Here is a 24,628-nt window from a genome sequence, read left to right on the forward strand (position 1 = left end):
CTCCTTCTTGTGCTGTGTGTGCCTAGAATCCGAGCCCGAAATCGGGCGTGCGAAATGTGTTGCCGTATTTGTCCGGCTTGATGCTGCCGTTGGCCCATGGATCTTCAAAGCATGCGCAGTAGAGCGTGGCCGGGCGGTTGGGCTTCTTTTTGCCGGAACTCGCCTTTTTGTAGGATGCCGCGCGAAGGGCCTCGTTGGCGCAATCAAGGCTGCAATACTTCTGGCTGCCGCGCCCTTTGGTGAAGGTGCTCCGGCACCAGAGGCATGTGGCCTCTTTGGGTGTGCGCCTTGCGGCGGCGCTGCAGCTTCGGCTGCAGTATTTTGCGCGGCCAAGCCGTATGCGTCCTGCATCTGCTGAAAATGCCTTGCCGCACTGTTGGCACTTAACCATCGGCATGGTGATCACCTCCTACCAGTACCGCCAGAAATAACAGTTCCTGCGCCAGAATCTGCAACTTGACCGAGCCTTCGACCAGTTGCGCCGGTTGCGCCACAGGCACGCCGCGTTCGCGCCAGTCGCATGCCATGGTGGCGATCTCGCCAAGCTGCTCCCATACGAGGGGAAGTTGCGATTGTACGGTTGACTCATCTGCCATGGTGTTGCCTCCGTTCCTTGAGCTGCATGAGCCATATGGCCAGCTGCATGCCGCCGATGCTGACGATGAACACCAGCATGACACCGCAGAAGATGAGCATGAACGGATCATGCGAGAGCTTTTCAAGAAGTCGGACTGATGCGTGCATGGGTGCCTCCTTCAGGGATGAAGCCCAGCTTTGTGCGGTGCCTGTCGCGTATGGTGGCAAGGTGCGCCTTCAGGACAATGAGTGTGCAATGGTCGGCACCGCATATGCCTTGCATTTTGGAGAGGGCGTTGATTTGCCGTTCTATCCGGTAGACCTGTTTCAATATGGCTGCAGAGGGTTCCATGATGCCTCCTCGCGTGTGGTCATTGCGGCGGGCAGGGCTCCGGCATCTCGACCTGGGCAACGCCTCGTTTGTCAACCGTCAGTGTTGCCCCGTTGCGGGCCAGCTCCTGCCATTCATCGTTGCACCGCTTGCTGCGCAGATCGTCGGAAAGGACGGCGGCAAGCAGGTGCAGCTCAAAGGGATTGGGAGTGCGTTCGGTATCCATGGGAAAGGTAACAGCACTCATCTGGGGCCTCCTTCTTCGTCCACCAGGCGGAGCAGGGTGAGGATTGCTTGCAGCGCCTCGTAGCCTTCCTTGGCAATGCGCTGCCGTTCGTTGGGTTCGATTGAGCCGTTTTGCAGCGCATCGTGCACTTCGCCCATGAGGTCGCCGAACTCTTTTACACAGGCCAATGCCTGCCGCTCAGTTTTCTCCGCAAGCTTGCCGCCCTTGGGCAGCTTGACGAAGACGCCATGGCGAGCGCCCGCAATGTAGTGGGCGGGCAGGTCGGAATCGACAATGTCCATGAGAGGGATGAGCTGCTGCAGGCCGAACTTGTGCGTGTCTATGGCGGCGTTCAGCTCGTTCATCAGTGTGGGGTAGGCCTTGCCCAGTCGCTCGGCCACCTGTTCTGCCGTCAGTCCGCTGGGAGCGTGCTTGACCAGGTCCTGCAGCAGGTCGAGCAGGCTGTCATACATGCGTTGGTTGCGTGGGGTTGCCATGAGAAAAACTCCTTCTGATTCTCACGCTGCCGCGTATTAAACAGCGGCAAAAATTGTGATAGTGCCTAGCTAAAATCCAACAAGGAGAGTGTCGTGCCGAAGTTTGAATATCGTTCGAAGGTGTTTGAGACACATGTGAAGAGCGGGCTTGATGAATACCTGCAGGAGATGGGGCAGCAGGGGTGGGAGTTGGTCGCTGTCACCCCCACTGCCTTTTCCACCGTCTATGCGGATATCGAGTGCTCTACGGCTCCTCAGATGGTGGCTGATTCGGTTCAGGTGTACTTGAAGCGGGTGGTGTAAACGAAAAGTAGTTGGTGTGAACAAACTGCAGCGCCACCTTGAGAGCGTGGGCGCACTGTGCCTGATTGAGGTTGGCACGTTGCGCCTCGCTCTCGACAAGGTTGAGGATGCTGTTGACCAGCTCAAGGCCCGTTGCAAACGGAGCCACTGTGTCTGCTCCGCGGAAGCGGAAGGTGGTGTAGGCATCATTCATGCTGCCACTCCCTTCGGCTTCGGTCCGGGCGGAACATCCTTTGCCTCGGGCAGAAGCTCGGCAGGAAGGATGGAAGAAAGCTGCCTGTGCCGGTAGGTGGGAATGTGGGCACTGCGCAGCATGCGCAACGCCGTGGAACGTGAAACGCCTAGCTTGTCCCCTATGCTGGCATAGGAAGACCCGATTCGATTCAGATAAACCTCTAGCTTTTCAGTTCGCGTTAAATCATTTACAAGCTCGGGAATCGGTGTAACAGGTTGCATAGTTTCACCTCGTACTTGTTAGTTTTTTAGGGCACTGGCGGTGCCCTTACTCGTCTTGTGTCCTGTTCTAATAATGAAACTGATAGTTCTGATTTTAGAACTAGTCAACGTAAAATGAGAATTTATGGCGTATGAAATTGACATCCCGTCTTTTAGAGAAAGATTACGGCATGTTATAAATGAGCTTGGAGTGACGGACCAAGAGTTCGCAGCAGTCGGAAACGTGTCAAAGTCCACGCTTTCTGGCTATTTTAGTTCTGAACGCCAGCCAAAGGCTGAATCTTTGGCCCTTTGGGTTGCCCATTATGGAATTGACGCAAACTGGCTTTTGCTTGGTGAAGGCGAAATGAAAAGGGGCTCGGAGGAGCTTTCCGAGTTTGAAAGGACTGATCCCATAGCCCAGCGCATGCGCTATGCCGTTCGCCTCATGAAGGAGCACGGCGGCTCACCAGAAGATATACGCACGGCCATCACGCTGGCCCTGAAAGGGCCAGAGGCGTGAGTGGGCTGATGAGATAGGATAGGAAATGAGAAAACCCGGCGGAAGCCGGGTTTTTTGTTGGAGTAGAGGTCTGTAAAAATTAGAGCTTTCCAAGTTGGTAGTGTTTCGTTATTTGTTTGGCTATCGTGGAACATTGGCGCGTAAGAGCTGTGGTAGTGCTTATTAGTCTGCATAGGGTGGGGTATGCTTAGATTTGCTAGGAAAATATATGGTAAGACTGAAATATATTATTATTTCTTTAAAAGAGAATTGTTGTTTATCTTTTTGTTATTATGTATTTGTGTTTATATTTTGTTTTTTTATAACCGTTTTGTATGGCGAGATGTACTTGTAGCTGTTTTGTCGGGTTTTATTTTTCCTGTAATCCTTGCCGTGATGTTTAGTTCTGAAAGAAATATGCGTGGCATTACTAATAAAGTTAAGAGGTGGAGAAAGGTTTTGCGTTGTGTCGGTGTGGGTATGGTTTGTATGCTGGTGTATCTGGTGTTGATTTCTGGCTCGACTAAGGGAGAAGATAAACTTCCGAAAAGTGATGGCCGTGTGAAATCTAATGCAACTGCTGTCTCTTCTGGTAAGGCTAATGTTGATAGTGATTGTTCGCCAGATGGTTTTGATGATGTGAGACTTAAGAGAGATTTTGGTCAGGTTTTTTGGGTGGGCTTTGATGGTTATGAGGGTTGGGAGAGTACTCAAGGCTTTATTAATCAAGTTAAAGATATTGGGGGGGTTGGTGGTGTTGTTTTGGGAATTGGTAATGTCGATGTGGAGGACGATTCTGAGGCGGGGAGGGTTGTTGGCTTTAGAAAACTGTTGGTGAGGGTGAGGGATGCTTTTTCATCGAACTCCACAGGGCAATTGTTAGTTGGAACAATGTATGATGATTCGGTTCGTGGGTTGGCGCAGGCTGGAGTTATGACTGCGGTGCCTTCGGCTATGGCTTTGGCCTCAGCTAGAGATTATGGCTATGTAAGGAAGGCTGCATCCATAGTTAGTTCTGAGTTTGGATTTCTTGGTGGAAATGTTCTTTTTGGGCCAGTGTTGGATGTCAACATGGCTGGTGGGGCCAACTATATTCAAGACAGAAGCTTTGGTGGGGATGTGTCTGGCGTTTCAGGTTATGGAGGTGCTTTTCTCGAAGGAATCTCTGGGATGGTTGGCGTTTTGATGCACTTTCCAGGTGCTGGCGGTGTAAGTTCTGGAGTTGATAGTCCGGGATTGGTAAATGGAAGTGTTGGTGTCGATAGCTTCGTTAGAATGTTAGAACCATTTCGTGATAATATTCATGGAAGAAATAATGTTGTTTTAATGACATCCAATTTTTGTTCTGACATTGTAAAGGGTGGATGTGTGTCATTTGATCGTAGAATTGTTAGTGATCTTATAAGAAGTGGTAAAAGTGAGTTTTATGAAACTGATGTAGTGGGACTAGGCTATGATGGTGTTGTTTTGACCGATGATATGTCATCTCCTTCTGTCACAAGTTCTGTTGGGAGTGGAGGATATTTTTATGATAACTATGTTGATATAGTGTTTAACAATATTGTTAGGGCATTTGAGTCTGGTCACGATATGTATTTGCTTCTAAATGTCCATCCTGCAGGAGGTGGATATAAAGATAATTACGAATCTGAAAGTAATGGGTTAAAATATAGATTTGGTTTAACTTACAATGAATTTATTGATGTGTATTTAAGATTTAAGAAGTATGTTTTTGAGTGTAAAGATGTGAAGGACCGATTGGCTAGGATGAATAAGCTTGCTAAGAGTCTGAAAAGAATCGCTAGTTTAAAGAATAATTTACCTAGTGAGGTTAAGTATACTGACGATATTTTAAAAGATTTTGATATTGCTTATGAAATGCGTATTTCAAATAATAAACATCGAGAGTATGCGCAGCAAATGTTTTGGGATGGATTTGTGAGAATTCCTAGTCATAACTCGTCTAGAATGCTTAAGAATTTACCTGAAGATTCTATTGTTTCTGTATTTTTTAGAGTTAAAGAGAAAAGCTTTTCAGAGTGCTTCGCTTTCGGAAGTGGTATTATTAGTGAAGATGTGGCTAATGCTGAATTTTCAAAAAATAACTATGTAAATATGTTTAAGAGTAATTTTGATTGTAAATTTATTCCGCAAATTCTTCCATACGCTATGAAAGATTTGGATGAAATTGATTATTACACAGAAAAATATGCAGAGCTGATTAAGGGTAGAAATGATGATGCAGTAGTAGTTTTTGTTGATTCATATGATAAATGGTACTTTGCTCAAGCATTAGTTCATTTTTTAAAAAATAACAAATATAGCTCTAAAAAAATTCACATTGTTGTTACAACTCATCCGACTTTGATGCGGCTCTCTAACTCTCGTCATGAAATTAATGGGTTGTATGACAATGTCAATTTTTATATATCTTACTCGCTGCCCTCAAACCACATGTCTATGTTTTTTAGATTTGTATGGGGGTTCGGCGGGGAGGCATCTAGTGGTAGGCTCGGTGGATTGCCAATTTTTCTTGATGGCATAAATCCGTCCCCTGACTTGCGAATGCGCAATAGTACGGATGTATGTACAAATGTGCGAGAGGCTAAGGAGTGAGAGATGGGTGCAGCACAAGACTTTCTTGAGAGTGGTGAGGGGTGGAGTTGTCGGGTGGCGAGGTTGGCTCTTCCTATCTTGATCGCGACTGCTCAGTGCGGTCAAAAGATCACGTATAAGCAGTTGGCGGAAGAGTTGTGTGAGCGCCATGGGGAAGTCATTAAACGCAGGATGACTATTTACGGGTATCCCGTTGGACGAATTGGTTGGGCTATGGAGATGCTCTCTAAAGAGTGGGGAGAGCAGGTTCCGCCGATTAATGCGTTGGTTGTCAATGCTGCAACAGGACTTCCTGGGGATGGAGTGAACCAGTTTATTGTTCAGTTTCTGAAGCCTAGAGCGCGGAAACGCCAGATGGCCCCCAAAGCGCAAAAAGCCTTTAAGGAACAGGCTGTCCAGAGAGTGTGGGATTACTCTTATTGGGATCAGGTTGCAGAGTACTTTGCAATCCCGCAGGATCAGCTGGAGCCAGCTCGGATAGTGGGGGGAGATGATGGAGAGGAGATAGGTGTTCCTCCTGTTGGAATTGCGGGCGGCCATGGTGAAAGCAAGCTGCATAAAGGGCTTAAAGAGTGGGCTGCTCGTAATCCCAAGCATTTTGCTGAGTTTGGAAAATTTTCAAAGGGTGTGACTGAATACCCCTTGCATTCTGGGGACAGCCTCGACGTGTTTCTGAGAGGATCAGAAGGTCAACTTGCTGTTGAAGTGAAAGCCAGTAATGCGCCCGTCAGTGAGCTGTACAGGGGTGTCTTTCAATGTGTGAAGTACCGGGCAACAATGCGTGCCATGCTGCTTGCGGCGAGTGAGATTCCGGCTGCGCAGGCTGTGCTGCTAACAACGCTGGACATCCCAGATGAAGTTAAGAGGCTGGCCCGGCGTTTAGAGGTTAGAATTCTGTCTGCGCCACTGAGTGCGGAGAATGGTTAAGGAGGCGTATGTTAATTTGATGGGGGGGCGGGGAATATGCGACGGTACAGATAGCAAGCCAAGCACAGGGCTAGCAACTCTAAGTAGTTCAGTAATAGCTACGACCAGAGATGAAAGAGCTAGTCGGGCAACCGTTAGAGGACGATCTTGAAAGTAATGTGTCAATTTGTGGCTACTTTATAAATCAAGCCAGCTGACGTGCTTTGTTTTGTATCCAAGCATTTCAGCGTTTAGCAGGATTTCATTCTTCGATTGATGTTTTTTTAACTGTTCTTTTAAAATGGTCTTTTTATAGAAATCAGAGAAAGGGGGGTCACCATAAAAGCCCCTGTATATGTAGAGGTCGATGGCGTTAATCCAGTTTTCACCGCACGTTTCCTTAAAATTTTCGGCATTCTCTAGGAAAATAGCGGCTTTAGTTAGTTCTGTTTTTTTTCTATAATAATTTCTACCAACTGCAAGAGCAATGAGGCCAAGGCCGACCCAAAAAGAGTCTTCTATCATAAGAGATTCGCCCAGAATTTAAGCTATTAGAAAGTCATTGACATGTTTTATATTGCAATTAGCCCCAACGGCTTCGTAACTATAAGATACAAACTTAAGTGTGATAAATTTTAACATTTATCAATATTTAATGCGCTATTAGCACAATAGTTTTTCGCCAGCAAGATGCGAGGCAACAAGCCCTTTTGAGTGTGTGGGGCGGGAGCAGTGGTCTTTGTTTGAGCTGTTTGTGTGTTGGCAATGGCCCGGCTGAAGTCGGGTTTTTTGTTGGCAATGGTTTATGAATTTGGAACTTTGCAGGGTGGAGAGTTTTCGGTATGTGTTTAGCTATTGTTTGGCAATGTGCATTGTTTATTCACAGTTGCCCCGTGTTTGTGTGCGTGCGCAACGGTCGATGCGGCTCGTGTGGGTGTTGCCGACGTTTTTTGAATGGTAGCAATTGGGGAGGTGGGTGTGGACTGGACTCAGGCAGAGGTATTCATTCGTAGGTGTATCGTTTGTGGGGTTGATTTAAAGACAGCTTGGTCTTCTCAGCGAATCGTTAAGTCTGTGGGAGCATCTGTAATTCGAGTCCAGATTGGCGCGGCGAAGTGTGTGGCGATACCTGTGAGTATGTTGCAAGTGATAAACGCCCATTTGGATGGGGGAGGCGTGTTTGACCGCACTTATTTTTCGCAGAAATATCCTGTCGAAGCTAAGAATCGCGGTTGTATGATTCATGTTATAGGGCAAATCTTTGTTAAGGCTGGTTTGGCAAGGCAGAATCGGAGAAGCTATGTCATCTGATGTGTTCCTTCTGTTGTGATGGGGGGGGGCTTTGAGGCTTCGGAGGTGGTGGGGTTAATTGGCTGGTATAATTGTGCTTGTACACTGCTGATAGCAGCCCTCCTTCCGGAACGGCTCGGAAGGTCAGCTAGCCAGAGCACTGCCTTACGCAAGGCCGCTTGCCTGCCTGCAGGGCGGTGGCAACAAATCACCGCCAGCCAGAGGGCATTTGACCCTCATTTCTTTTGAGAAACGAGACACGAGAACGCCCAGCGGATAGCTGGGCGTTTTTACAGACTGATGATTGGGAGTTTGAGTATGGATACTAATAAAGATGGCATTTCTTTTTTTCGATCTATCCCGAAAGCTCCACGCATAAACGGGGAAGACCTTATTGCGTTTATTGTTGTAACAACGAGCTTATATTACTCGCTACGATCAATTGTCGTTGATAGGTTGGTGGAATTGTATCCTGCTGGCGCATCCGAGGTGATGGGAAGTGGTGGTGCAATTTTCCCCGAATCTTTGTTAATGGGAATTCCGTTGATGATATCAATGGCAACCTCTTTTCTGATTACTTTTTTTATTTACAGCAGCTCTGGGAATAAGTTTATAATAAAAATTACTTTGTTTTTCGAAAATAAGAATGTTATATCTTTATTTATTTACGCATCTGTGTTGATAGTATTGGTGTCACTTATAAGTATGTTTGATTTATTTCACATGAAAAGCTATTTAGATCGAAATGTCCCTTTTTGGTTTAAGTCGCTATATATTGTGATGCTTGGTATTTTAGCCTTGATGATATTGAAGTGTACATTTATTATAATGTACACGCTCATCAACTGTATTGTTTTTTCAATATTGATCGCGTGTCTTCTGATTGCTGTGAAAAGCAATTTCAAAGATGACGCTAAAACTGATTCAAGTCAGTATGTAAATATTGAAATGAATGACGGGAGATATATATGCGGCGGTCTGGGATATGTAACAAACAATGAATTTCTTGTTTACACAAGTAATAGTACGTTCTTGATAGTCGAGCGAAGTGCTGTAAGGACTATAAGCCTTCCACCTGCTTGTCCCAACTGAACGTTTCACTGCTCCACATCATTTAGCAAGCCTTCGCCGCCAAACAGCCCGATAATCTTCGGGCTTTTTTATTCCCCACATTGCGGCATCTGCGTTATAGATGTATGCGTTAATCGTCATTAAGGATAATTGCACCGTATAAACGAAAGGAAGGAGGGGGAATGGAGTCCTCGGCTGTAATTGCACTGATCCTCTTTTTTGTTGGGCTTGCGGCCATTGTTGCTGTGCCCGTATTGATTTTTAAGAAGAAAAAAATCGATGAACGGTTAAACAAATCGGAGAAAGGACGCCGGGACCTTGAAGAGCAGGTGGCCGATCTGATCCGTACTTTGGACCCCCTTCTCCCTCTGCAGGGGATCGTTGATGCGAAGGCTGAGGCCGATTCTATTCTCAAAGCTGCAAGAAAAAGTGCTTATACTCTTGAGCAGGAAGCAAGCCAATCCAAGGAGGCCGCAGAGAAACAGGCGGCTGAACTCTTGAGTAGTGCCCGTAAAGGTGCTCAAGGCTTGCGTGAAAAAGCACAGGGGACTTTGGATGAAGCCAAGCAAGAGGCTCAGCGAATTCTCGACAGCGCTCGTGCTCGAGCTGAATCAATTGCTGGAGATGCCTTCAAGGCCAAAGAGAATGCGGAGCTTTATGAGAAGGCTGCAAGAGCCATGAAGAACATCATTGATGGATACGGAGATGAATATCTTGTCCCAAACCGTAGCCTGCTTGATGATTTGGCTGAAGACTTTGGACACAAGGAAGCAGGGGAGAAGCTCAAGGGAGCCCGGGCACATACCCGTAGCATGATAAAGAACGGCATTGCCGCCAAATGTGATTACGTTGCGCAGGACAAGCTCAATACGGCGCTCCGCTTTGTTCTTGATGCGTTTAACGGAAAAGTTGATATGACACTTGCCAAAGTGAAGTATGACAACTTCGGTAAGCTGAAGCAGGAAATCCTAGATGCCTACGGCCTTGTGAACCAGACGGGGAAAGCATTCAGAGATGCTCGAATTGAGCCAGACTATCTTGCTGCGAGACTGGAAGAACTAAAGTGGGCTGTAGCAACGCTTGAGCTTAAGAAGGAAGAACAGGAAGAACAGCGCCGCATTCAAGAGTTAATACGGGAAGAGGAAAAGGCTCGCCGGGATTTTGAAAAAGCCATGAAGCAGGCAGCCAAGGAAGAAAAAATGCTCCAAGAGGCCATGGACAAGGCTCGGAAAGAGATGGGGGATGCCACTGAAGAGCAGCGTGCTCGCCTTGAACAACAACTGCAGGAGTTGCAGCAAAAGCTTGAAGAGGCTGAGGCCAGAAACCAGCGGGCGATTTCCATGGCACAGCAAACCAAGCGTGGACATGTGTACGTCATTTCCAACATTGGTTCATTTGGAGAAGATGTGTTCAAGATTGGCCTGACTCGCCGTCTGGAACCACTGGATCGCGTTCGCGAGCTCGGTGATGCTAGCGTTCCCTTCCCGTTTGATGTCCATGCCATGATTTACAGCGAAGACGCTCCGGCTCTTGAATCTGAATTGCATCGAACCTTCCAAGAAAGCCAGATGAATAAGGTAAACCCGCGAAAGGAATTTTTCCAGACAGGGCTACACGCGATTCGAGAGACGTTGGATGGAATGTCCATTGAGGCGCATTGGACAATGAAGGCTGAAGCTATGGAATATCGGGAATCATTGGCGATGGCAAAATCTGCTGATATCGAACCCCTTGTAGCAGAGGCTGGCTAGCAAGCGGTATTGTAACTTAAACAACGCAAAGGGAGGCATCATGGGTTGGTCACAGGATGACGATAAGAAAAAGAAGAAGAAAGATGCAGGATACGTTGCCTGTTCAGAGGATTGGGAGTTCGATCCGATCCTTTCGCAAATGGAGGATGAGTTCGACCATCTTTCCGAGGAAACAATACACAAGGCATTTAAGTCTTGCTGTAAAGAAGTTAAAACGCCCCGCCCTGTTGATGATTTTGTGGATTGTATGAGGGAAAAGTTGCGGAATAAATAGGGCTGTTAAGCGCCCCGCTACATCAAGACCGGGGCGCTTTTGTTTCTTTTCTTCAGGCCTCTTTTCCCCAGCTTGCTCCTAAGAGATGTTTACGCAATCGAGGGTGGGATCCAATTGAGGGGGGCGAACGTGCGGAGGTGTTTCTGTAAGGTGAAATAATGCGTGAAAGTCAAGTCATAATCATATACGTGATAATTTGTTAGTTAAGAGTGACATTGCGGGTGCAGAGTGAACGGTCATGATTTGTTTATTCGATTTCTAGGGAGGGAGTAGTGTCTTATTTACATGAATATTTGGATAAAATGCAAAAGGATCATTTAGGTATTCTTGATCTACAGCAAGAGCTGTCCAAACAACTCGAGGAAATAAACAAAATTTGGGAGTGCTATTCCTTTGTCTACGCCTCGGCATTGACGAAGGATGTTCCCACGTTATCAATGAACTCTGATGATTTTCATGTCATTCACGACATGATGGCTGGAGATAAGCCAAAGCGTGTGTTAGTATACCTCCAAACTCCTGGAGGATGTGGGCAAACAGCCGAACGGATAGCCAAATTTTTGCATGAACGTTTTGAGGAAGTTCACTTTCTTATTGCGGGAGATGCGATGAGTGCAGGCACTATACTTGCGTTATCCGGGCATGAGATATTGATGTCAGACGGCGGCAGCTTAGGCCCGATAGATGCCCAAATGCGGATTGGTCGTTCTTGGTGTTCTGCTCATGACTATATTACATGGATGGAAACATTGCGGACTAAAGTTCAGCAGGAAGGTGGGGTCCACCCTGTGGATGGCACGATTTTGGCACAAATTAGTCCGGGAGAGGTTCGAGGAGTTCATACGGCCTTAAGCTTTGCCATTGATAGAGTTGAGCGATGGCTTACACAGTATAAATTCCGAGATTGGAGCACTACAGAAGGCCGTAGGCTTCCCGTTGATGAGGATATGCGAAAAGCTAGAGCACGGGAAATCGCTAACGAGTTAACAAATCAGGAAAAATGGCGTTCTCACGGCACGCGCTTGACAATCAGTGACCTGCGAGAACTCGGGTTACAGATTCACCGCGTCGAGGATCACCCTGAACTTGCTGAACCTGTTGCCCGTGTAAAGGCATTGTTGTGGGTTATTTTTAGCAATAGTACCATTTTCAAGATGTATGCGGATTCAGAGAAACGAATCAATAGACAAGCATCAGTCGCACATCAGGATGTAAATCCAAGAAATGCCGAATTGTTAGAAATGGATGTCCAGTGTCAACGATGTAATGCTCATCATAAATTTATCGCTCGATTTACTGACAACGAGGCCACGCGCAAGGCCATTGAGCAAAAGGGCACTCAGTTGTTTCCCAAGGACAATAAGTTGACATGTTCATGTGGATTTGTAATTGACCTTACCGGCCAACGTGCGCATATAGAGAACATGGTGGGGAAAAAAATTCTCGATGACCTACAAGCAGGAGGGGCTCATGGAACATCCTAAGGATAGTGGATACCGCGAAGATGAACGGTTCAATCTGAAAGAGCATGAACTGCTTATTGAGATGGCGAAGACTGCCATGCCCAAGGTAACCATTGTTGACTGCTCGCGCTGCGCGCATGTTACCTTCCACGCGTTACCTCAGGAAGATAATTACTACATGTCCGCGACATCGTAGTCGGAACTCAATCGCTCGCCTGTCACAGATGGACAGGGAGTCGGAGTTTTTTAGCGCCCCGTTCCTTCAGGACCGGGGCGCTTCTATTTCTTCCCCCCCAACACCCTCTTCCCCAACTCCGTCAGCACATACCTGTGCTGCCGTGGCCCGAGCTCCACGATCTTGATGTAGCCCTTGGCGCGGAGCGATTCGCATGAGCGGTAGGGCATGCCGGGTGGAACATCCAGCTGCAGGCGGATGAGGTTGCGGTACTGGTCCAGAAGCTGAATAGCTCGCTGGATTTTGGCGGGAGGCCATGGGCGGGTGCGCTCGAACTCAAGCATGAATTCGGGCTCGCCGTGGCCTTGAAGGCCTTTGCGGATGGATATGCCGTGCCGCTGCAGGTGCCGGACCGGATCCCAGAAGACTGAGTCGCGCATTGACTCAATCTAGCAGAAAAAGGCTATAGCGCATCTCAACGCAAGTTGAGGTCCGCTATAGCCTTTTGTGTTGTCGGGGGAGGTGGGGTCTACGCGGTGGGCTCCGCATTGGCTGCAGGTGCCTGCGGCCACACGATCTCATTCGGGAAGCCAGCCTGTTCCGGCACGCCTTCCAGTGCAATGGCATAGGCATCCCACGCGGCAATGCTGGCGTTGATTTCGGCGGTATCTGCTCCGGCGGTCACAGCCGTGCGGTGTCTGCGCAGCAGCTGCATCATGGCAGGGTCATAGACCTCACGCATGAGTCGGTCACGTTCCGCACGGCCCAGCGCTGCCAGTTCCTCGGTTCTGGGGGCAGGTGGGGTAAAGGAGATGCTGCCGTCTGCGTGCACCACGGAGTTGTGCGGGCCTGCAAGGTGGGCCTGTTCGCCGAAGGTTGCCGTAACTTCATCAGCAGAAAGCTCACGGGCACCACGCTTCAGCCACATGGCTGCATCTTCGTCGTTGTCAGTGTTGACCACCCGGCTGTCCAGAATAAACACACGAATTGTACTAGGCATGGGAAGATTCTCCTATTGGTAGGCTCTCAGTGTGGCCCCGGTCTGAATGCTCTGAATATAGATTTCAATAGCGGGGGCGGTTGGAACCAACACGAACGATGACGGAGTGACAGAGGTAAAGTTGGCACGCGAGGCCATGCCGTGATAGCGGCTGGTAGATGTTGTCACAGCATCCAGCGTGCCGCTGATTACCCTGTAGAGCACTCCATCATCAGATGTGTCCGTCAGGGAAATAAACAGGGGCTTCCCTACAATCAGATCCGGTATGGTCCACGTTCCGGCAGCACCGCGCGAGCCTTTCAGTTCTACGATGCTGCGATATTCAACATCGCCCTTGTCCACCTTGTCCCCGTTGATGGCAGCCACCTGAGCAGCCAGCGCCAGCATATCCACTTGCGCGGCGTTTACGGCCACATCTGCCACCTTGATGCAGGGCAGCACATAGGATCGCTTGACGTGGTTCTCGGCACCGCCGGTGGTCGAAGTGAGCCCCTGAAAAGTCGGGACATAATTATAGCTCTGCAAAGCTCGCGTGGCTTCGCCTGGCACATCCTCGGCCGTTACTCCGTAAATGTTGTGGGAGACCTCATAGTCACCCACGCCGTTGTTATGATGATGCGCAAGCAGTTCCTCACCGGCCCAATCCCCTGCTTCCTTGCCCGCAACTCCTTCCTGTGCAGCTGAAAAATAGTGCTTATAGCACGGCAGGATGATGTGGGTGTCCGTCAAAGCGTATCGCCCGCAGCTGCCTTCATTCGTTGCTGCAGCGGCATCCCATGCCTCTTCGGTGGCAAGGTAGCCCCCATCGGCAAGTACACGGGCCACGAGCTGAGGATAGACGGTGCGCAGGAATTTCTGCTTTACGTTCACGGCCACGGAGCCGGGGTCCGGCTTGCCGGTGCTCGGGAAGTGCAAGGTGCCTACAGGCATACCAGCCACGGTACCCCACGCAAGGGAGCCGTCTTCCTGCTTGATGATTACCTGCCCCGTCTCGCCACCAGGAGGCAGCGTTGCATGCGGGTCGTCCTTGTCCTGAATATGCCCGGCAAGGGCTTGAAAGGCTTCGCCGTGCGCATCCGGGCTATTGTTATGCATCGCCATGGCCCGATCCACGAACTCCCGCGTGGCCGTAACCACGGAAGGATCAATGGTCAGCTTGATGGTGGAAGCATTGCTGATGGCAAGCACGGCGCGAAGGCACAGCTCCTTGCCCACGCCGCTATCAAGCAGGGGCTTGTAGGTGGTGGGGTAGCCGCCAATGGCGAAGAGGTCACCATCAGCATCATACAGGCCAACCTCGCGCACGGTGAAGCCGCCCACGTCCTGCGGCACCACGACTTCGGCAACGGTCCAGCTCGGGTTCTGCGGATGGATGTAGATGGAGTTCACAGGGCGGCGATGCACTTCGCGAACCAGCGCGACCATGGCCTCGCTGGGTACAATGTCGCTGCCGTTGCCGTCGCCCAGCGCGAACTCGGTAATCTGCACCGGCGTGCCGTTCTGGGCTGCAGCAAGCTTGGCTTTCCCTTTGTTGGTCAGAAGAGTGTAATAGTTGGGCACGGTTTCCTCCGTGGCTACAGGGGGTTGATGTGGGAAATTTCGGCACTCTGATAGCCGACACCGAAGCGGATATCTGCAGGGGGAACATCCGGTGTTGCCGGTTCCCACGGGTACACGGTGATGAGCTCGCCGCCGGAGAGCTGTGCTCCGACATAGGGACTGCCATAGCCGGTGAGAAACACGGTGATGCCGTCCGGATGCTGGCTCTTGCGTTTGGTGGCCTCCACAACTGTGTCGATCTGGCCGTAGAGCTCCTGATCCAGTCCCATGTTGGTGACTTCCACCTCGATGCGGAAGGTGCCGGGCGTACCACCGTATTCAAACCACTGGCGCACGGTGCCGTTGCCATAGAGTGTGGCAAGGGCATCCTCCACGCAGTACACAGTGCCGTGATGCATGCGCCAGATCAGCGCCTTACGGATGAGATCGCGCTTCTTGGCAACGGGCAGGGTGTCCGCCCAGAACAGCACGCGGAACTGCTTGGCGAGCAGAGAGAGCATGGGCTCCTGCAGCTCGTCCACGCGGGAAAGGACGGCAGGCACGGGAATGTCTGCAATGATGCGGGCACACTCCATGTCCGCAGCCTCGGCACAGGCCAGCATGATCGGATCCTCGTCGATGGAATCCGGCAGCAGTTGCGAAAGGTGTATGTCGGTGACCTTTGCCATTATGCCGACTCCAGCCCGCCGAAGGTGATCACAGGCGCACCGTCAGGCACAGCAAGCGCATGCTCGGCCACCACGGCAAAGGCCGGGCTTGCGAGCTCCACCCGCTTGGCCCCGGCGGCACGCAGCCGATAGATCAGTTCGGAAGGGTTCACATCCCGCCCCAGCTTGGCACGCTGCCATGCGATGAAAGCGTCAACAGCCTTGGTAACGGCCTCTTCCGTCTGCGCCAGTGTGACAGGATCGTCCGCATACCAGACAACAGAGATGGCATATGGCTGCTCCACAGGCGCTGCCACGGTGACGCGGTCACCCATGGGCCGGTGCTTCTTGTCGGTGAGAATGGTCTCGACCAGCTCCAGCACGGCGGCTTGCGGCAGTTGCCCTCCGCGCATGAGCGGGTACACCTCTATTTCGCAGGGCGAAGGCGAGAGCACCGCCACATCGATGATGTCTCTATGCGCCGTCATGGCCCAATAGGTGTAGGCATCGGCAGGACCGGCGGAGGAAAAACGCCCCGGAGCCAGCAGAATGCGGCTGCGCAGGTGTTCATCATCCTCCGCATCAGCCCCGGCCATGCTGGTGGTTGTGTTGCTCACGCCCGTTACGCCGGATACCGGATCGCTCAGGCGGGCTATCTGGCCTGCCGTAAAGCCGTTGCCCTTGGTTCCCGTAACCGTGCAGGTTGCAGCCACATCCATATAGGTGGTTCCGGCAGGCACGGCGGCATCGGCATCGGTGGCAAAGAGCAACGTGCCATCTGGTGTGGCGCGTGTTCCGGCGGGGATGACAATGCCTCCTGCATCGGGATCCACGGCAAAGCGCAGGGTAACCGCGGCTGCTTCCGGAGGCAGGCGATGGGTATCCACAAAGGCTCCGAGGCATTCGAGAAACTCACCTTCCGCATACTGCACCAGATTCATGCGGGCAGCGTGGTCCTGCTCCTGCCGCAGCAGGGCATGTTCCATGGCAACGCTCTCCACAAAGAGCCGCTCCGGCGCACCGGGATAGAGCTTGTTGCCGGTTATGGCCTCGTAGGTGGTAATCATCCGCGCCTCGATGGCGGCGGGATCTGTTTCGACAAATCGGATGGGCTGCGACATGATCTAGGCTCCCTCTATGCTGATGGTCACAATGGGATACAACCGCCCGTCAACGGCATCTTCCGGCTTTGCGGCAAAGGAGACAGACTCCACCTTGAGTCGGGGCTCTTGTGCCTGCAGCTCGGCAACGATCTCGCCGGTGTATTCTGCCATGGCCTCCGGCAGGGGCCTGTCCAGAAAGCGCAGGCGCACACCGAAGGTGCGGTCGAGCGGCACGGTGCCCTTTGTGGTGCCAAGGATGTTGCGGGCATTCTGGACAATCTCCGTAACGCCGGTGGCTCCTATGATCTGGCGCGTGGTTTCGCGCATGTCGATGAGGTACATCAGCGATACTCCTTCAGGGAGAGGGATAGATCAGCCGACATGAGCACCCCCTTGGGGCCGTGCGTCCGCTCGGCGATGTCCATATCAACCAGCACAAAGGTGCCGAGATTGCGCCCGCCGATCACAAGCGGATGGGCTTTGCCGGATTCGTGCACGGCCTCAAGCGTTGCAATGCGTTTTGCAGGGTCGGCACAGAGCGCGGAGGTGAGCCGGATGCGAAAACTGGCTTCCCACAGCCCCATGCCCTGAAACTGCAGCTTGGGTGGTGCGTTCATGATGCCGTGTTCGGCAAAACGGGCACTGCGCTTGCGGGAAAGGTCGTGCAGGGTGTGCACCGTCTCGCGGGAGACAGAGAAGCCCACAGGGCCGAAGCTGCCCACATTGCCGCCGGAAAAGTTGGGGATCTCTGCGGTCGTCCGCGTGGGAACTTCCGGCAACGGAAGGGACGGAGGCGTTGTCTGCTCGGTGTTCTCCACCAGCACTTCGGTCACATCGTCGGCAATGGCCGCATCGGGCTTTTCTGCCGCTATGCCACGGGCAATGCAGTCCTTCAGCGCGTTACGCAGGTCGGTGTCCTGCCATAGCGCCCATGCCTGCGGACCTATCCCGTCCGCATACCGGTTGCGCAGGGCAAGCTGCACCACGCGTTCGGCCTTAGAGCTGCTGCCAACCAGCCCGGCCACCTCTGCGGCATCGCCGGAAAAGGAGCGGTACTCCCTATCCATCTGCCGGGAAAAGGTGTCCAGCCCTGCCGCCTGCAGGGTGGTATTCTCTTCATCTGCAATGGCCTCGCAGACGCTGAGTACACCGTTGCGGCAGCGCCCGTTGGAAAAGAGTTCATTAATCAGTGTGGTGCGCAGGCTCATTTAGGCTTCCCCGTCTCGCCGCAGGTCGGGCATATGTGCGTATGGTTCACCAGCGAAACGCCACTGGCCACAACGTCATTCTGCGGATTGGTATAGTCTCCGGATCTATGTTCCATAGGGCCGTTCAGCTGCCATGTGTTGGGAGCATCCGCGCTGCCGGCAGTCATGGGGCCAAGATAGTTCATCTGGCCTCCCTGCACGGTTATCTCCGGCGCTTGCAGGTGCACACTGGTTTCGGAAGTGGCCGAGATGTCACCCGTGGCCGTTATCTCCACGGAGCCCTGCACCTTGCCCGAGAGCTTGTGGAGCTTGCGGTCATATTCGAGCAGGGTGCCGTCTGCGAAGGTCCAGTGCGCCTTGTCACGGGTGCCGACCGGGGGCAGGTCCGTTGCCGAATAGAAGGCTCCCAGCACAAACCCCTGCTCCTGCCCGTATGGCAGGAAGAGGCAGAGCACATGCTCGCCCACATCGGGCAGCACAGAGTTCTTGTCCTTGTGCGTCTTGCGCTGGATCACGCGCAGGTCATAGGTCTGCATGTTGTCGGCATCCGGCAGCGTGACGCGGCAGGTGCCTGCCGCATCGTTCACGCTCGCCACCGTGCCCACGCGCACCAGCTGGCGGACAAGTGCTTCCAGCCCTCCGAGCCGTTCCAGAAATTCCTGCACCATAGCGCACTCCTACCAGTCCATGGTTCTGCGCACGGAAAGCGCGGTAGAGTAACCGCTGTCGTCCACGGTATGGCGCGACTGCTCTATGAAATATTTGCCGTCCAGCCAGCCGAAGCCGGAAACCCCGCAGACAGCGCCGCCGATGTAACGCGGGTTGCCCATGATCTCGATATTGCCGCTTGTCTCGAGCTTGTTCTTGCGGCGCAGTTCGGTCTTTGCGCGTTCTTCTGCCGCAGCACGGCTTTCCACGCGGTCGGAGATCTTGAGCGTCTGACCCGATTCAGGCGCATCAGGCGGGGTGTAGGTATATTCCTGCGTCACATTGGCGGCGGCATCATGATAGGTGACCGTGCAGGCGTTGTAGATGTCCGCAAGGCTGTCCCGCAGGCTGAGGCGTTTGAGCTCCCCGCCATCCCGCGAGATGGTGCCAGCAGCGGGCTTTGCGTCCTGCGCCTTTTCATCCATCATCACCAGCTGGCCGGAGTAGACCTTGAAGGCCTTGCCGTGTGCTTTGGCGAGCCGGGTGAGCAGGGCCGCGTCCGATTCCTCGCGCTGATCCAGCCGGGCAAGGGAGACATCGTCGCCGCCGAATCGGGGGCTGAAGCCCTGCGCTGCTGCAATTTCAGACAGCACGCGGGAAAGGGTTGTGGCTTCCCATGCACGAGTTTTCTTTTCCCGGCGCAGGGTGCTGGTCACCATGCTGGAGATGCCCTTGAGAGAGAGCTTGTCCCCGCCCTCGCCATATTCGTATTCCAGCTCGTCGACCTCAAAGGTGCCGCACCGCAGCCGGACGCTGTCCCCCTCGCGCTGCCAATCTTCCACAATGAGCGTAGCCTCGAGCTTGTCGCCCTTAGTCAATTTCCATGGACCGCGAAACAGGCCATCCCTGTCCTCAAGCCGGAGCTCAATGCTGTCTGCCTGTGAGGATTGCGCGTTGTCCTCCCACGTGACAGATTCAAGGTACGGCGCAAGGGCCGCGCTCACGTTCTTTCCCCTACAGAGGATCTCGAATCTGGCGGTACGGGTGCGCATGGTTAGTCCTCCCATGGAGCCTTAACCGTGGTTGCCACGGCAGGCAGGTCCGGAACGGTGAGCCGCTCGCCGCCCTCAAAGATGGCCGTGCCGCGATACTGCGGGTTGGCATCCGTCAGGCGCTCGAACAGGCGTTCATCTCCCCAGATGGCGCGGGCTATGGAATCCAGCGTTTCACCGGACTGGCAGATGTAGGCACTAGGCAAGGGACACTCTCCGCTGTTTTCTGAAGTAGTCGTCGATGATGCGAGTAACCGTGGCCTCGAGCTCGCGCCTGCCGGAATCCAGTGCAGACTTCACGGTTCCGGCGTCGCCACTGGCAATGGTGAAATCCTGCTGAATGGAGATGGTGACAGGGGCATTAGCGCTGAGGGCTGCAGGAGCCTGATTGATGGCAGCTTCCATACCGGGCATGGGGTCGAGCTCCGGCACATCCGGCAGGGTCTCGCCCATGCGTGGGGCAGCTACCTTGCCGGAAGGTGCAGCAGACTTGCTGTCGCCGGAGAAGAAGCCGATCACATCGCCAATGATAGGCATGCCCTTGATGTAATCGCCCACCTTGCCGAGGCCTTCCCATATCCAGTCTATAAGTTGACGGAAGGGAGCCCAGCTTTCATAGAGCGCCGTGCCGAGTTGCCAGAGGGTGGTAACGGCCATGATGGCCACGCCGATGGGGTTTGCCATGAAGGCAGCCTTGATGGCTGTGCCCACCATACGGATGCCACCGGCTAGGAAGGTGGAACCCATGGCGGCACCACGCTGTGCCCTGCCCATGATGCTGGAGGTGATAGCTGCCCGGCGCTGAGCAAAACTGAGCGCGGTTGTGCTGGCTGCAGCAGACTTCTGGCCCATGCCGAGGCGCATGGTGGTCCTGTTTAATATCTCGTAGGTGTCTTTGCAGGAAAGACTGATGTAGCGGGCCGCAAACACGGCGAGCCTGAAGGCTATGAAACCGGCCACCGTGCCACCGATTACGGTGGTCAGGGTTTCATGCCCGGCGGCAAACTCGGCTATGGGTACCAGAATGGAGTTGATTGCCTGAATGCCCATATTCAGGGAGGGCAGGAGCACCGAGCCCATGGTGGCACCCAACATCATGGCATTGTTTGTCATGGCCTTCCATTGTGTGGAAGAGGCGGCAAGGTGGCGTTCCATGCGGGCATCCATGATGCCACGAGAATTGTCCCGTACATCCTGCAGCGCGGCAGGCAAATCCTTGAGGGCATCCAGCAGGGGGGCGATACCCTTGCGGCCTTCATCGCCGAAGACTTCCTGCAGGGCCTGCGCCCGTGCGTCGGTATCCATGCTACCTACGGCATCGTTTACCTGCTTCAGGGTAGCGAGCATGTCGAGTTCGCCGTTCTTGCTGCGGACGATCTCAATGCCCCACTTCTGCTGCGCCTTGCCAAGCTGCCGCAGCACGGCATTGAACGCGGTACCGGCGCTGCTGCCTTTCACGCCTGCGGTGTTCAGCTGGCCCAGCAGGGTAAGGCCCTGTTCAAGGTTCACCTTGTAGGAAGCAAAGCCGGATGCTGCCTCGTTCAGCGATTCGCCAAGCTGGCTGAAATCGCGGAACTGGAACTTGAGCTGCGTCTTGGTAAGCAGGTCACCAATGCGCTGCATGTTCTCATCGGCAGTGCCGCCCAGCGACTTGCCGAGGTTGTTGTAGGCGGTGGCGATGACTTCACCCACACCTTCTGCTGCACCATTGGTGATCTTTGCCACTTTCGCCACAACCGTGGAGCCTGCCCGTGCGGCCTGAGCATCCAGCCCTGCAGAGTTCAGCGCATACTGAATATCATAGGCTCCGGTAAGATCAACAAGGCCGGTGCGGGCAAGGCCACGCGCATGCTTTTGCGCTTCCATCATAGCGGCGGGCTTATTGTCGGCGTTCAGCGCGTCCTCAAGCCGGATCTGTGAGTCTTCTTCACGCGCAGCCAGCATGAACGGAGCGGCAACGCTTGCACCCATGGCAACCACGTCCATGCTGGCTGCCCGCAACTCGGCACGCTGACCCGCATAGGCCTTGCTCTTTGCCATGCTGGCGGCAAAGCGGTCATATTTGACACGCGACTTGTCCAGCGCATCGCTGAGCTTGCCATATTCGCTGCGCAGGCTTTTGACGGAAAAACCCTGCCGATCTATCTCGACAAGGTTGTTCCGGAAGGCTCGGCGGTTCTTGTCAACGTCTCGTGACAGGGTGCCTATGCGCTTTTCCGTGGAGGCTATCCGGTGGGCCAGAAGACCGTGCATGCCCCCCGAGCGCTCTGCCTCTGCGTTCAGGGATTCCAGTTCCCTTTCGGCTTCAGAGAGGGCTCTGCGGGAAGATACCAGCTTGCCGCGCAAGGTATCGAAAGACTGGCCGAGCTTGACCGGTGCTTGGCTCTCCAGACCGGAAACAGCGTCTCCCATACGCTTGAGATGCTTTTCCGCCTTGGTGAGGTTGCCATCGAATCCAGCTGCCAGCGTAGAGCCGATGACAAAGCTGAGGCCCATTGTCTTCATGTCTGCCATGCACTACCTCGGTTGACTGGTCCTGCATGGCGATCTATTGTAATAGCGTACAAACTATCGGAGATCGCCATGCAGGAAGAACCGCTTCACACGTTCATCAAGTTCTTGTTCAAAACGAGCATTGTTGTGGTGCTCGGGTATGAGCTGCTGGACGGCAATGATCTCAGTCTTTCGCAGTCTCTGATGCCTGGTATTTTCTTTGGCGGTATCATCTACAAGCTGGTCGCCTCACCGTTAGTGGAAGGCGTTGACCGCTTTACGGACCGCTTCCGTAACTGGATTGCTCAGGCCTCATGATCAGGGGGCAAGGCTTCCAGCCACGCACTGAACTCCCGCGCTTTCAGACTTCCTATTTCCCGCCGTCCCCATCCGGAGCGTTTTCCGAAGACAAGCACTGTTTTTCGCAGGTCGCTTCCTCGCGAGGGGCGGAACGCGCCAAAAAACCGTATGCCTCCTGCAGTTTCGTATAGTCTGCCTGCCGCATCCGCAGCAGGTCGGCCAAGGGCACATCGCACAGATGGGCGAAGGTGCAGACCTCAAGCCGGGCGGCTGTGGACATATCTCCCGCCAGCTCTGCAGCTTCCAGCATATCTTCCACCAGCGGCTCCCGCATGGTGAGCTCGAGCACTTCTTTTTCCTTCACCTTGAGCGGCGTGCCCAGAATGATGACCTTGGTGCGCACTTCCATCGGTTAGCCCTCCATGCCGATGTCGGAGCGGACAGCGGCGAGATAGTCGGTTCCGTTTACCTTGAAGACCATGGCGAATTTGTCCACTTCCAGAATGTCTTCACCGTCCAGCGTCAGCTTCAGATAGTCCGCGTCCAGTTCCACTTCGCAATCCTGCGCCTTGGCGATTTCCAGCTTGCCGAGGCTATGCTTTTTGACCATGCCGCCGATGACGATTTTCTGCGGTGCGGTGACAATATCGCCGCCCTTGTCCATGGCGCGGGACTGCACCGAGGCGCGAAGGTCAAGCTGCTGTCGTGTGGGAGCGAGCAGCGAAGCGGTCTGCCGGGTGATGGAGCGGAACTTCAGTTTCACCCCCAGCGCTTTGGTGAGGCCGATAACCGGCGATTCCAGCTCACCGGCAATCCCAGCGCCGGAAATGGTGTCCGTCATGAACTCGATACCGGGCAGCTCAACGTCGACTAATCCGAGGAATACCTTGCTGGCGCTGTAGGCACTGAAGGCAATGACTTTTTCAGGAGTTTTCATGCCTAGCCTCCGAACAGGGTGCTGAAGTTATTGGGGTCGAATTCGAGAATGTTCTCGATCTGCCGTGCCGGAACCGGCGGGGTCATCCACGTGTGGAAGCGCACGATGCCGTCCATGAGGTCGGTTGTGGGGTTCTCGTCCTGAAGGAACTTCATCTCGCCGCCGAGGATGATCTCCATCTGCCGGAAGCCGTTCAGGCGGATGTTTTCGCTGTCCACGATGGTTTCAACCCATCGGCGGGTGACAGGGCCATCCAGCTTCTGGAAGTAGGTGAGCACAAAGGTGTTGCCGTGCCAGTTGAAGAACCGGCGCACAGGGATGAAGGCATCCTTGGGGTCGGTATTGGAGGGGTAACAGCCCGTGCGGTTGCCGAAGGCCTTCCAGCCGCCGTCAAAGTTCAACGGCACAATCACCCCCTGCCCGTTCAGGTATTCGGCCTGATCAAGACCCAGACGAACCGGCTTGCCGTTTGCTACGGCAGAATCGATCATGAGCCTGCGGTTGGAGGGAGAGACATAGGGAATGTCGCCATACTCGGCATCGGTCTGGGCGATGAGCCCGGCCACGTGCGTGGACATGTGGTACACATCGTCGCCAAGCTTCACCTTGGGCCAGCACACGATCATGTGTTCGTCGGTGTAGTTATTGGTTTCCTTCCACGAAGGCACGTCGGTGTACTTGGTGCATACAGTGTCCGGCACGTCCACCACGGCCATGGCCTTGAACAGGCCGTTGATGCTTGCAGCCTTGGCAGCCATCACCACGCCCACGGCAGGATTCTGCGAGAAACCGGGAGCGCAGATCAGGCCGGGAATGATGCGGAAGGTGGGGAAGATGTCGGCAATGAGTTCAAGGCCGGTGCGGGCGTTGGTGGCAACATCGATGCCGCCCACAATATCCTCGCTGGTAACCTTGGTCACATCCGGGGTCTCATCCACGGCCTTGTGCTGCGCCGGGTCGAACACGTTGATGAAAACAACCGGAGCCATGTTGTAGAGCCCGTAGTGGCTCTTGGCGAATTCGCACAGGGTGTAGGAACCAATGGCCTCAAGCGCTGTCTGCGCAGCTTCGTCGGTTCCGGCGAAGGCGGCAGCAAACTCGCCATAGGTATAGCAGAGCACGGGCTCATTGATGGGCTTTGCGCCCGACATGGTGTGCACCGGAGCCGTGCCGACAACCACAGGGATGCCTGCGGAGATACGGCGCGGCGGCACAATGCCGGTGGGCTTTTCGCTGTAGGAAACGCGGTGTCTGTAAGACATGG

Annotated in this window: 32 protein-coding genes; 11 read left to right on the forward strand and 21 right to left on the reverse strand. The window is 53.4% G+C overall.

Going from position 1 to position 24,628, the window contains the following annotated elements; translation table 11 throughout:
• Positions 1-22: 22 nt before the first annotated feature.
• Genes HUV30_RS08050 through HUV30_RS08075 form a run of 6 tightly spaced genes read right to left on the reverse strand, consistent with a single transcriptional unit; the run spans position 23 to position 1,630 of the window.
• The gene (locus HUV30_RS08050; protein WP_174404926.1) at positions 23-397 is read right to left on the reverse strand and encodes a hypothetical protein; all 375 of its coding nucleotides are present in this window, start codon (positions 395-397) and stop codon (positions 23-25) included.
• Entirely contained in the window at positions 384-596 is a 213-nt protein-coding gene (locus HUV30_RS08055; protein WP_174404927.1) for a hypothetical protein, read from the reverse strand. The genes HUV30_RS08050 and HUV30_RS08055 overlap by 14 nt, the downstream gene beginning before the upstream one ends.
• Complete coding sequence (locus tag HUV30_RS08060; protein WP_174404928.1) at positions 586-744, reverse strand: hypothetical protein; 159 nt, start codon at positions 742-744, stop codon at positions 586-588. Before HUV30_RS08060 ends, HUV30_RS08055 begins: the two co-directional genes overlap by 11 nt.
• Positions 719-928 (reverse strand): hypothetical protein, encoded by a 210-nt coding sequence (locus tag HUV30_RS08065; RefSeq protein WP_174404929.1) that lies wholly within the window; start codon positions 926-928, stop codon positions 719-721. Before HUV30_RS08065 ends, HUV30_RS08060 begins: the two co-directional genes overlap by 26 nt.
• 19 nt (positions 929-947) lie before the next feature.
• Positions 948-1,154 carry a hypothetical protein gene (locus HUV30_RS08070; protein WP_174404930.1) on the reverse strand — a complete coding sequence of 69 codons (207 nt, stop codon included), beginning with the start codon at positions 1,152-1,154 and terminating at the stop codon, positions 948-950.
• Positions 1,151-1,630 (reverse strand): phage regulatory CII family protein, encoded by a 480-nt coding sequence (locus HUV30_RS08075; RefSeq protein ID WP_243452120.1) that lies wholly within the window; start codon positions 1,628-1,630, stop codon positions 1,151-1,153. The genes HUV30_RS08070 and HUV30_RS08075 overlap by 4 nt, the downstream gene beginning before the upstream one ends.
• A gap of 93 nt (positions 1,631-1,723) precedes the next feature.
• On the opposite strand from HUV30_RS08075, the gene HUV30_RS08080 reads away from it, so the two are divergent.
• The 5 genes from HUV30_RS08080 (at position 1,724) to HUV30_RS08100 (ending at position 6,413) form a co-directional block, all read left to right on the forward strand.
• Entirely contained in the window at positions 1,724-1,933 is a 210-nt protein-coding gene (locus HUV30_RS08080) for a hypothetical protein (protein WP_174404931.1), read from the forward strand.
• A 16-nt stretch (positions 1,934-1,949) separates the two neighbouring features.
• Positions 1,950-2,222: a hypothetical protein gene (locus HUV30_RS08085; RefSeq protein WP_174404932.1), complete on the forward strand. Its 273-nt coding sequence runs from the start codon at positions 1,950-1,952 to the stop codon at positions 2,220-2,222.
• 291 nt (positions 2,223-2,513) lie between these two features.
• Positions 2,514-2,891: a helix-turn-helix domain-containing protein gene (locus HUV30_RS08090; RefSeq protein ID WP_174404933.1), complete on the forward strand. Its 378-nt coding sequence runs from the start codon at positions 2,514-2,516 to the stop codon at positions 2,889-2,891.
• A gap of 183 nt (positions 2,892-3,074) precedes the next feature.
• Positions 3,075-5,486, forward strand: coding sequence for a glycoside hydrolase family 3 N-terminal domain-containing protein (locus tag HUV30_RS08095; protein ID WP_174404934.1), 2,412 nt, complete (start codon positions 3,075-3,077; stop codon positions 5,484-5,486).
• Between the two features lie 3 nt (positions 5,487-5,489).
• Entirely contained in the window at positions 5,490-6,413 is a 924-nt protein-coding gene (locus HUV30_RS08100; protein ID WP_174404935.1) for a hypothetical protein, read from the forward strand.
• 177 nt (positions 6,414-6,590) lie between these two features.
• On the opposite strand, the gene HUV30_RS08105 is transcribed toward HUV30_RS08100, so the two are convergent.
• Positions 6,591-6,917 carry a hypothetical protein gene (locus HUV30_RS08105; RefSeq protein WP_174404936.1) on the reverse strand — a complete coding sequence of 109 codons (327 nt, stop codon included), beginning with the start codon at positions 6,915-6,917 and terminating at the stop codon, positions 6,591-6,593.
• A 1,083-nt stretch (positions 6,918-8,000) separates the two neighbouring features.
• Here HUV30_RS08105 and HUV30_RS08110 point away from each other — a divergent pair.
• The 5 genes from HUV30_RS08110 (at position 8,001) to HUV30_RS08130 (ending at position 12,437) form a co-directional block, all read left to right on the forward strand.
• Positions 8,001-8,774 (forward strand): hypothetical protein, encoded by a 774-nt coding sequence (locus HUV30_RS08110; protein WP_174404937.1) that lies wholly within the window; start codon positions 8,001-8,003, stop codon positions 8,772-8,774.
• Positions 8,775-8,935: 161 nt separating this feature from the next.
• Positions 8,936-10,504, forward strand: coding sequence for an SNIPE associated domain-containing protein (locus HUV30_RS08115; protein WP_174404938.1), 1,569 nt, complete (start codon positions 8,936-8,938; stop codon positions 10,502-10,504).
• A gap of 40 nt (positions 10,505-10,544) precedes the next feature.
• Complete coding sequence (locus HUV30_RS08120; RefSeq protein ID WP_174404939.1) at positions 10,545-10,778, forward strand: hypothetical protein; 234 nt, start codon at positions 10,545-10,547, stop codon at positions 10,776-10,778.
• A 272-nt stretch (positions 10,779-11,050) separates the two neighbouring features.
• Positions 11,051-12,262 carry an SDH family Clp fold serine proteinase gene (locus HUV30_RS08125; protein WP_174404940.1) on the forward strand — a complete coding sequence of 404 codons (1,212 nt, stop codon included), beginning with the start codon at positions 11,051-11,053 and terminating at the stop codon, positions 12,260-12,262.
• Positions 12,249-12,437, forward strand: a complete 189-nt coding sequence (locus HUV30_RS08130; RefSeq protein ID WP_174404941.1) for a hypothetical protein — start codon at positions 12,249-12,251, stop codon at positions 12,435-12,437. The genes HUV30_RS08125 and HUV30_RS08130 overlap by 14 nt, the downstream gene beginning before the upstream one ends.
• Positions 12,438-12,520: 83 nt before the next feature.
• Here the strand turns inward: HUV30_RS08130 and HUV30_RS08135 are convergent, their stop codons facing one another.
• From HUV30_RS08135 to HUV30_RS08185, 11 genes are all read right to left on the reverse strand, one after another.
• Positions 12,521-12,856 carry a hypothetical protein gene (locus HUV30_RS08135; RefSeq protein WP_174404942.1) on the reverse strand — a complete coding sequence of 112 codons (336 nt, stop codon included), beginning with the start codon at positions 12,854-12,856 and terminating at the stop codon, positions 12,521-12,523.
• A gap of 89 nt (positions 12,857-12,945) precedes the next feature.
• On the reverse strand, positions 12,946-13,416 hold the full coding sequence (locus tag HUV30_RS08140) for a phage tail assembly chaperone (protein WP_174404943.1): 471 nt from the start codon (positions 13,414-13,416) through the stop codon (positions 12,946-12,948).
• A gap of 12 nt (positions 13,417-13,428) precedes the next feature.
• Positions 13,429-14,976: a phage tail protein gene (locus tag HUV30_RS08145; RefSeq protein WP_174404944.1), complete on the reverse strand. Its 1,548-nt coding sequence runs from the start codon at positions 14,974-14,976 to the stop codon at positions 13,429-13,431.
• A gap of 14 nt (positions 14,977-14,990) precedes the next feature.
• Positions 14,991-15,644 (reverse strand): phage tail protein I, encoded by a 654-nt coding sequence (locus HUV30_RS08150; protein WP_174404945.1) that lies wholly within the window; start codon positions 15,642-15,644, stop codon positions 14,991-14,993.
• Complete coding sequence (locus HUV30_RS08155; RefSeq protein WP_174404946.1) at positions 15,644-16,744, reverse strand: baseplate assembly protein; 1,101 nt, start codon at positions 16,742-16,744, stop codon at positions 15,644-15,646. The genes HUV30_RS08150 and HUV30_RS08155 overlap by 1 nt, the downstream gene beginning before the upstream one ends.
• 3 nt (positions 16,745-16,747) lie before the next feature.
• The gene (locus tag HUV30_RS08160; protein ID WP_174404947.1) at positions 16,748-17,068 is read right to left on the reverse strand and encodes a GPW/gp25 family protein; all 321 of its coding nucleotides are present in this window, start codon (positions 17,066-17,068) and stop codon (positions 16,748-16,750) included.
• Positions 17,068-17,934: a phage tail protein gene (locus HUV30_RS08165; protein WP_174404948.1), complete on the reverse strand. Its 867-nt coding sequence runs from the start codon at positions 17,932-17,934 to the stop codon at positions 17,068-17,070. Before HUV30_RS08165 ends, HUV30_RS08160 begins: the two co-directional genes overlap by 1 nt.
• Positions 17,931-18,602 (reverse strand): phage baseplate assembly protein V, encoded by a 672-nt coding sequence (locus tag HUV30_RS08170; protein WP_243452121.1) that lies wholly within the window; start codon positions 18,600-18,602, stop codon positions 17,931-17,933. Before HUV30_RS08170 ends, HUV30_RS08165 begins: the two co-directional genes overlap by 4 nt.
• 9 nt (positions 18,603-18,611) lie before the next feature.
• Positions 18,612-19,634 carry a phage late control D family protein gene (locus HUV30_RS08175; protein ID WP_174404949.1) on the reverse strand — a complete coding sequence of 341 codons (1,023 nt, stop codon included), beginning with the start codon at positions 19,632-19,634 and terminating at the stop codon, positions 18,612-18,614.
• Between the two features lie 2 nt (positions 19,635-19,636).
• Positions 19,637-19,840, reverse strand: coding sequence for a tail protein X (locus HUV30_RS08180; RefSeq protein WP_174404950.1), 204 nt, complete (start codon positions 19,838-19,840; stop codon positions 19,637-19,639).
• Positions 19,833-22,148: a phage tail tape measure protein gene (locus HUV30_RS08185; RefSeq protein ID WP_174404951.1), complete on the reverse strand. Its 2,316-nt coding sequence runs from the start codon at positions 22,146-22,148 to the stop codon at positions 19,833-19,835. Before HUV30_RS08185 ends, HUV30_RS08180 begins: the two co-directional genes overlap by 8 nt.
• A 69-nt stretch (positions 22,149-22,217) precedes the next feature.
• Here HUV30_RS08185 and HUV30_RS08190 point away from each other — a divergent pair, with 69 nt between their 5' ends.
• On the forward strand, positions 22,218-22,445 hold the full coding sequence (locus HUV30_RS08190; RefSeq protein ID WP_174404952.1) for a hypothetical protein: 228 nt from the start codon (positions 22,218-22,220) through the stop codon (positions 22,443-22,445).
• Between the two features lie 52 nt (positions 22,446-22,497).
• Here the strand turns inward: HUV30_RS08190 and HUV30_RS08195 are convergent, their stop codons facing one another.
• From HUV30_RS08195 to HUV30_RS08205, 3 genes are read right to left on the reverse strand one after another with little or no spacing between them, the layout of a single operon-like run.
• Positions 22,498-22,836, reverse strand: coding sequence for a phage tail assembly protein (locus HUV30_RS08195; protein WP_174404953.1), 339 nt, complete (start codon positions 22,834-22,836; stop codon positions 22,498-22,500).
• Positions 22,837-22,839: 3 nt separating this feature from the next.
• The gene (locus tag HUV30_RS08200; protein WP_174404954.1) at positions 22,840-23,364 is read right to left on the reverse strand and encodes a phage major tail tube protein; all 525 of its coding nucleotides are present in this window, start codon (positions 23,362-23,364) and stop codon (positions 22,840-22,842) included.
• Between the two features lie 2 nt (positions 23,365-23,366).
• Positions 23,367-24,626: a phage tail sheath family protein gene (locus HUV30_RS08205; protein ID WP_174404955.1), complete on the reverse strand. Its 1,260-nt coding sequence runs from the start codon at positions 24,624-24,626 to the stop codon at positions 23,367-23,369.
• Positions 24,627-24,628 lie beyond the last annotated feature (2 nt).

The sequence above is a fragment of the Desulfovibrio subterraneus genome (genome assembly GCF_013340285.1).
In the GTDB taxonomy this organism is placed as follows: Bacteria; Desulfobacterota; Desulfovibrionia; order Desulfovibrionales; family Desulfovibrionaceae; genus Halodesulfovibrio; species Halodesulfovibrio subterraneus.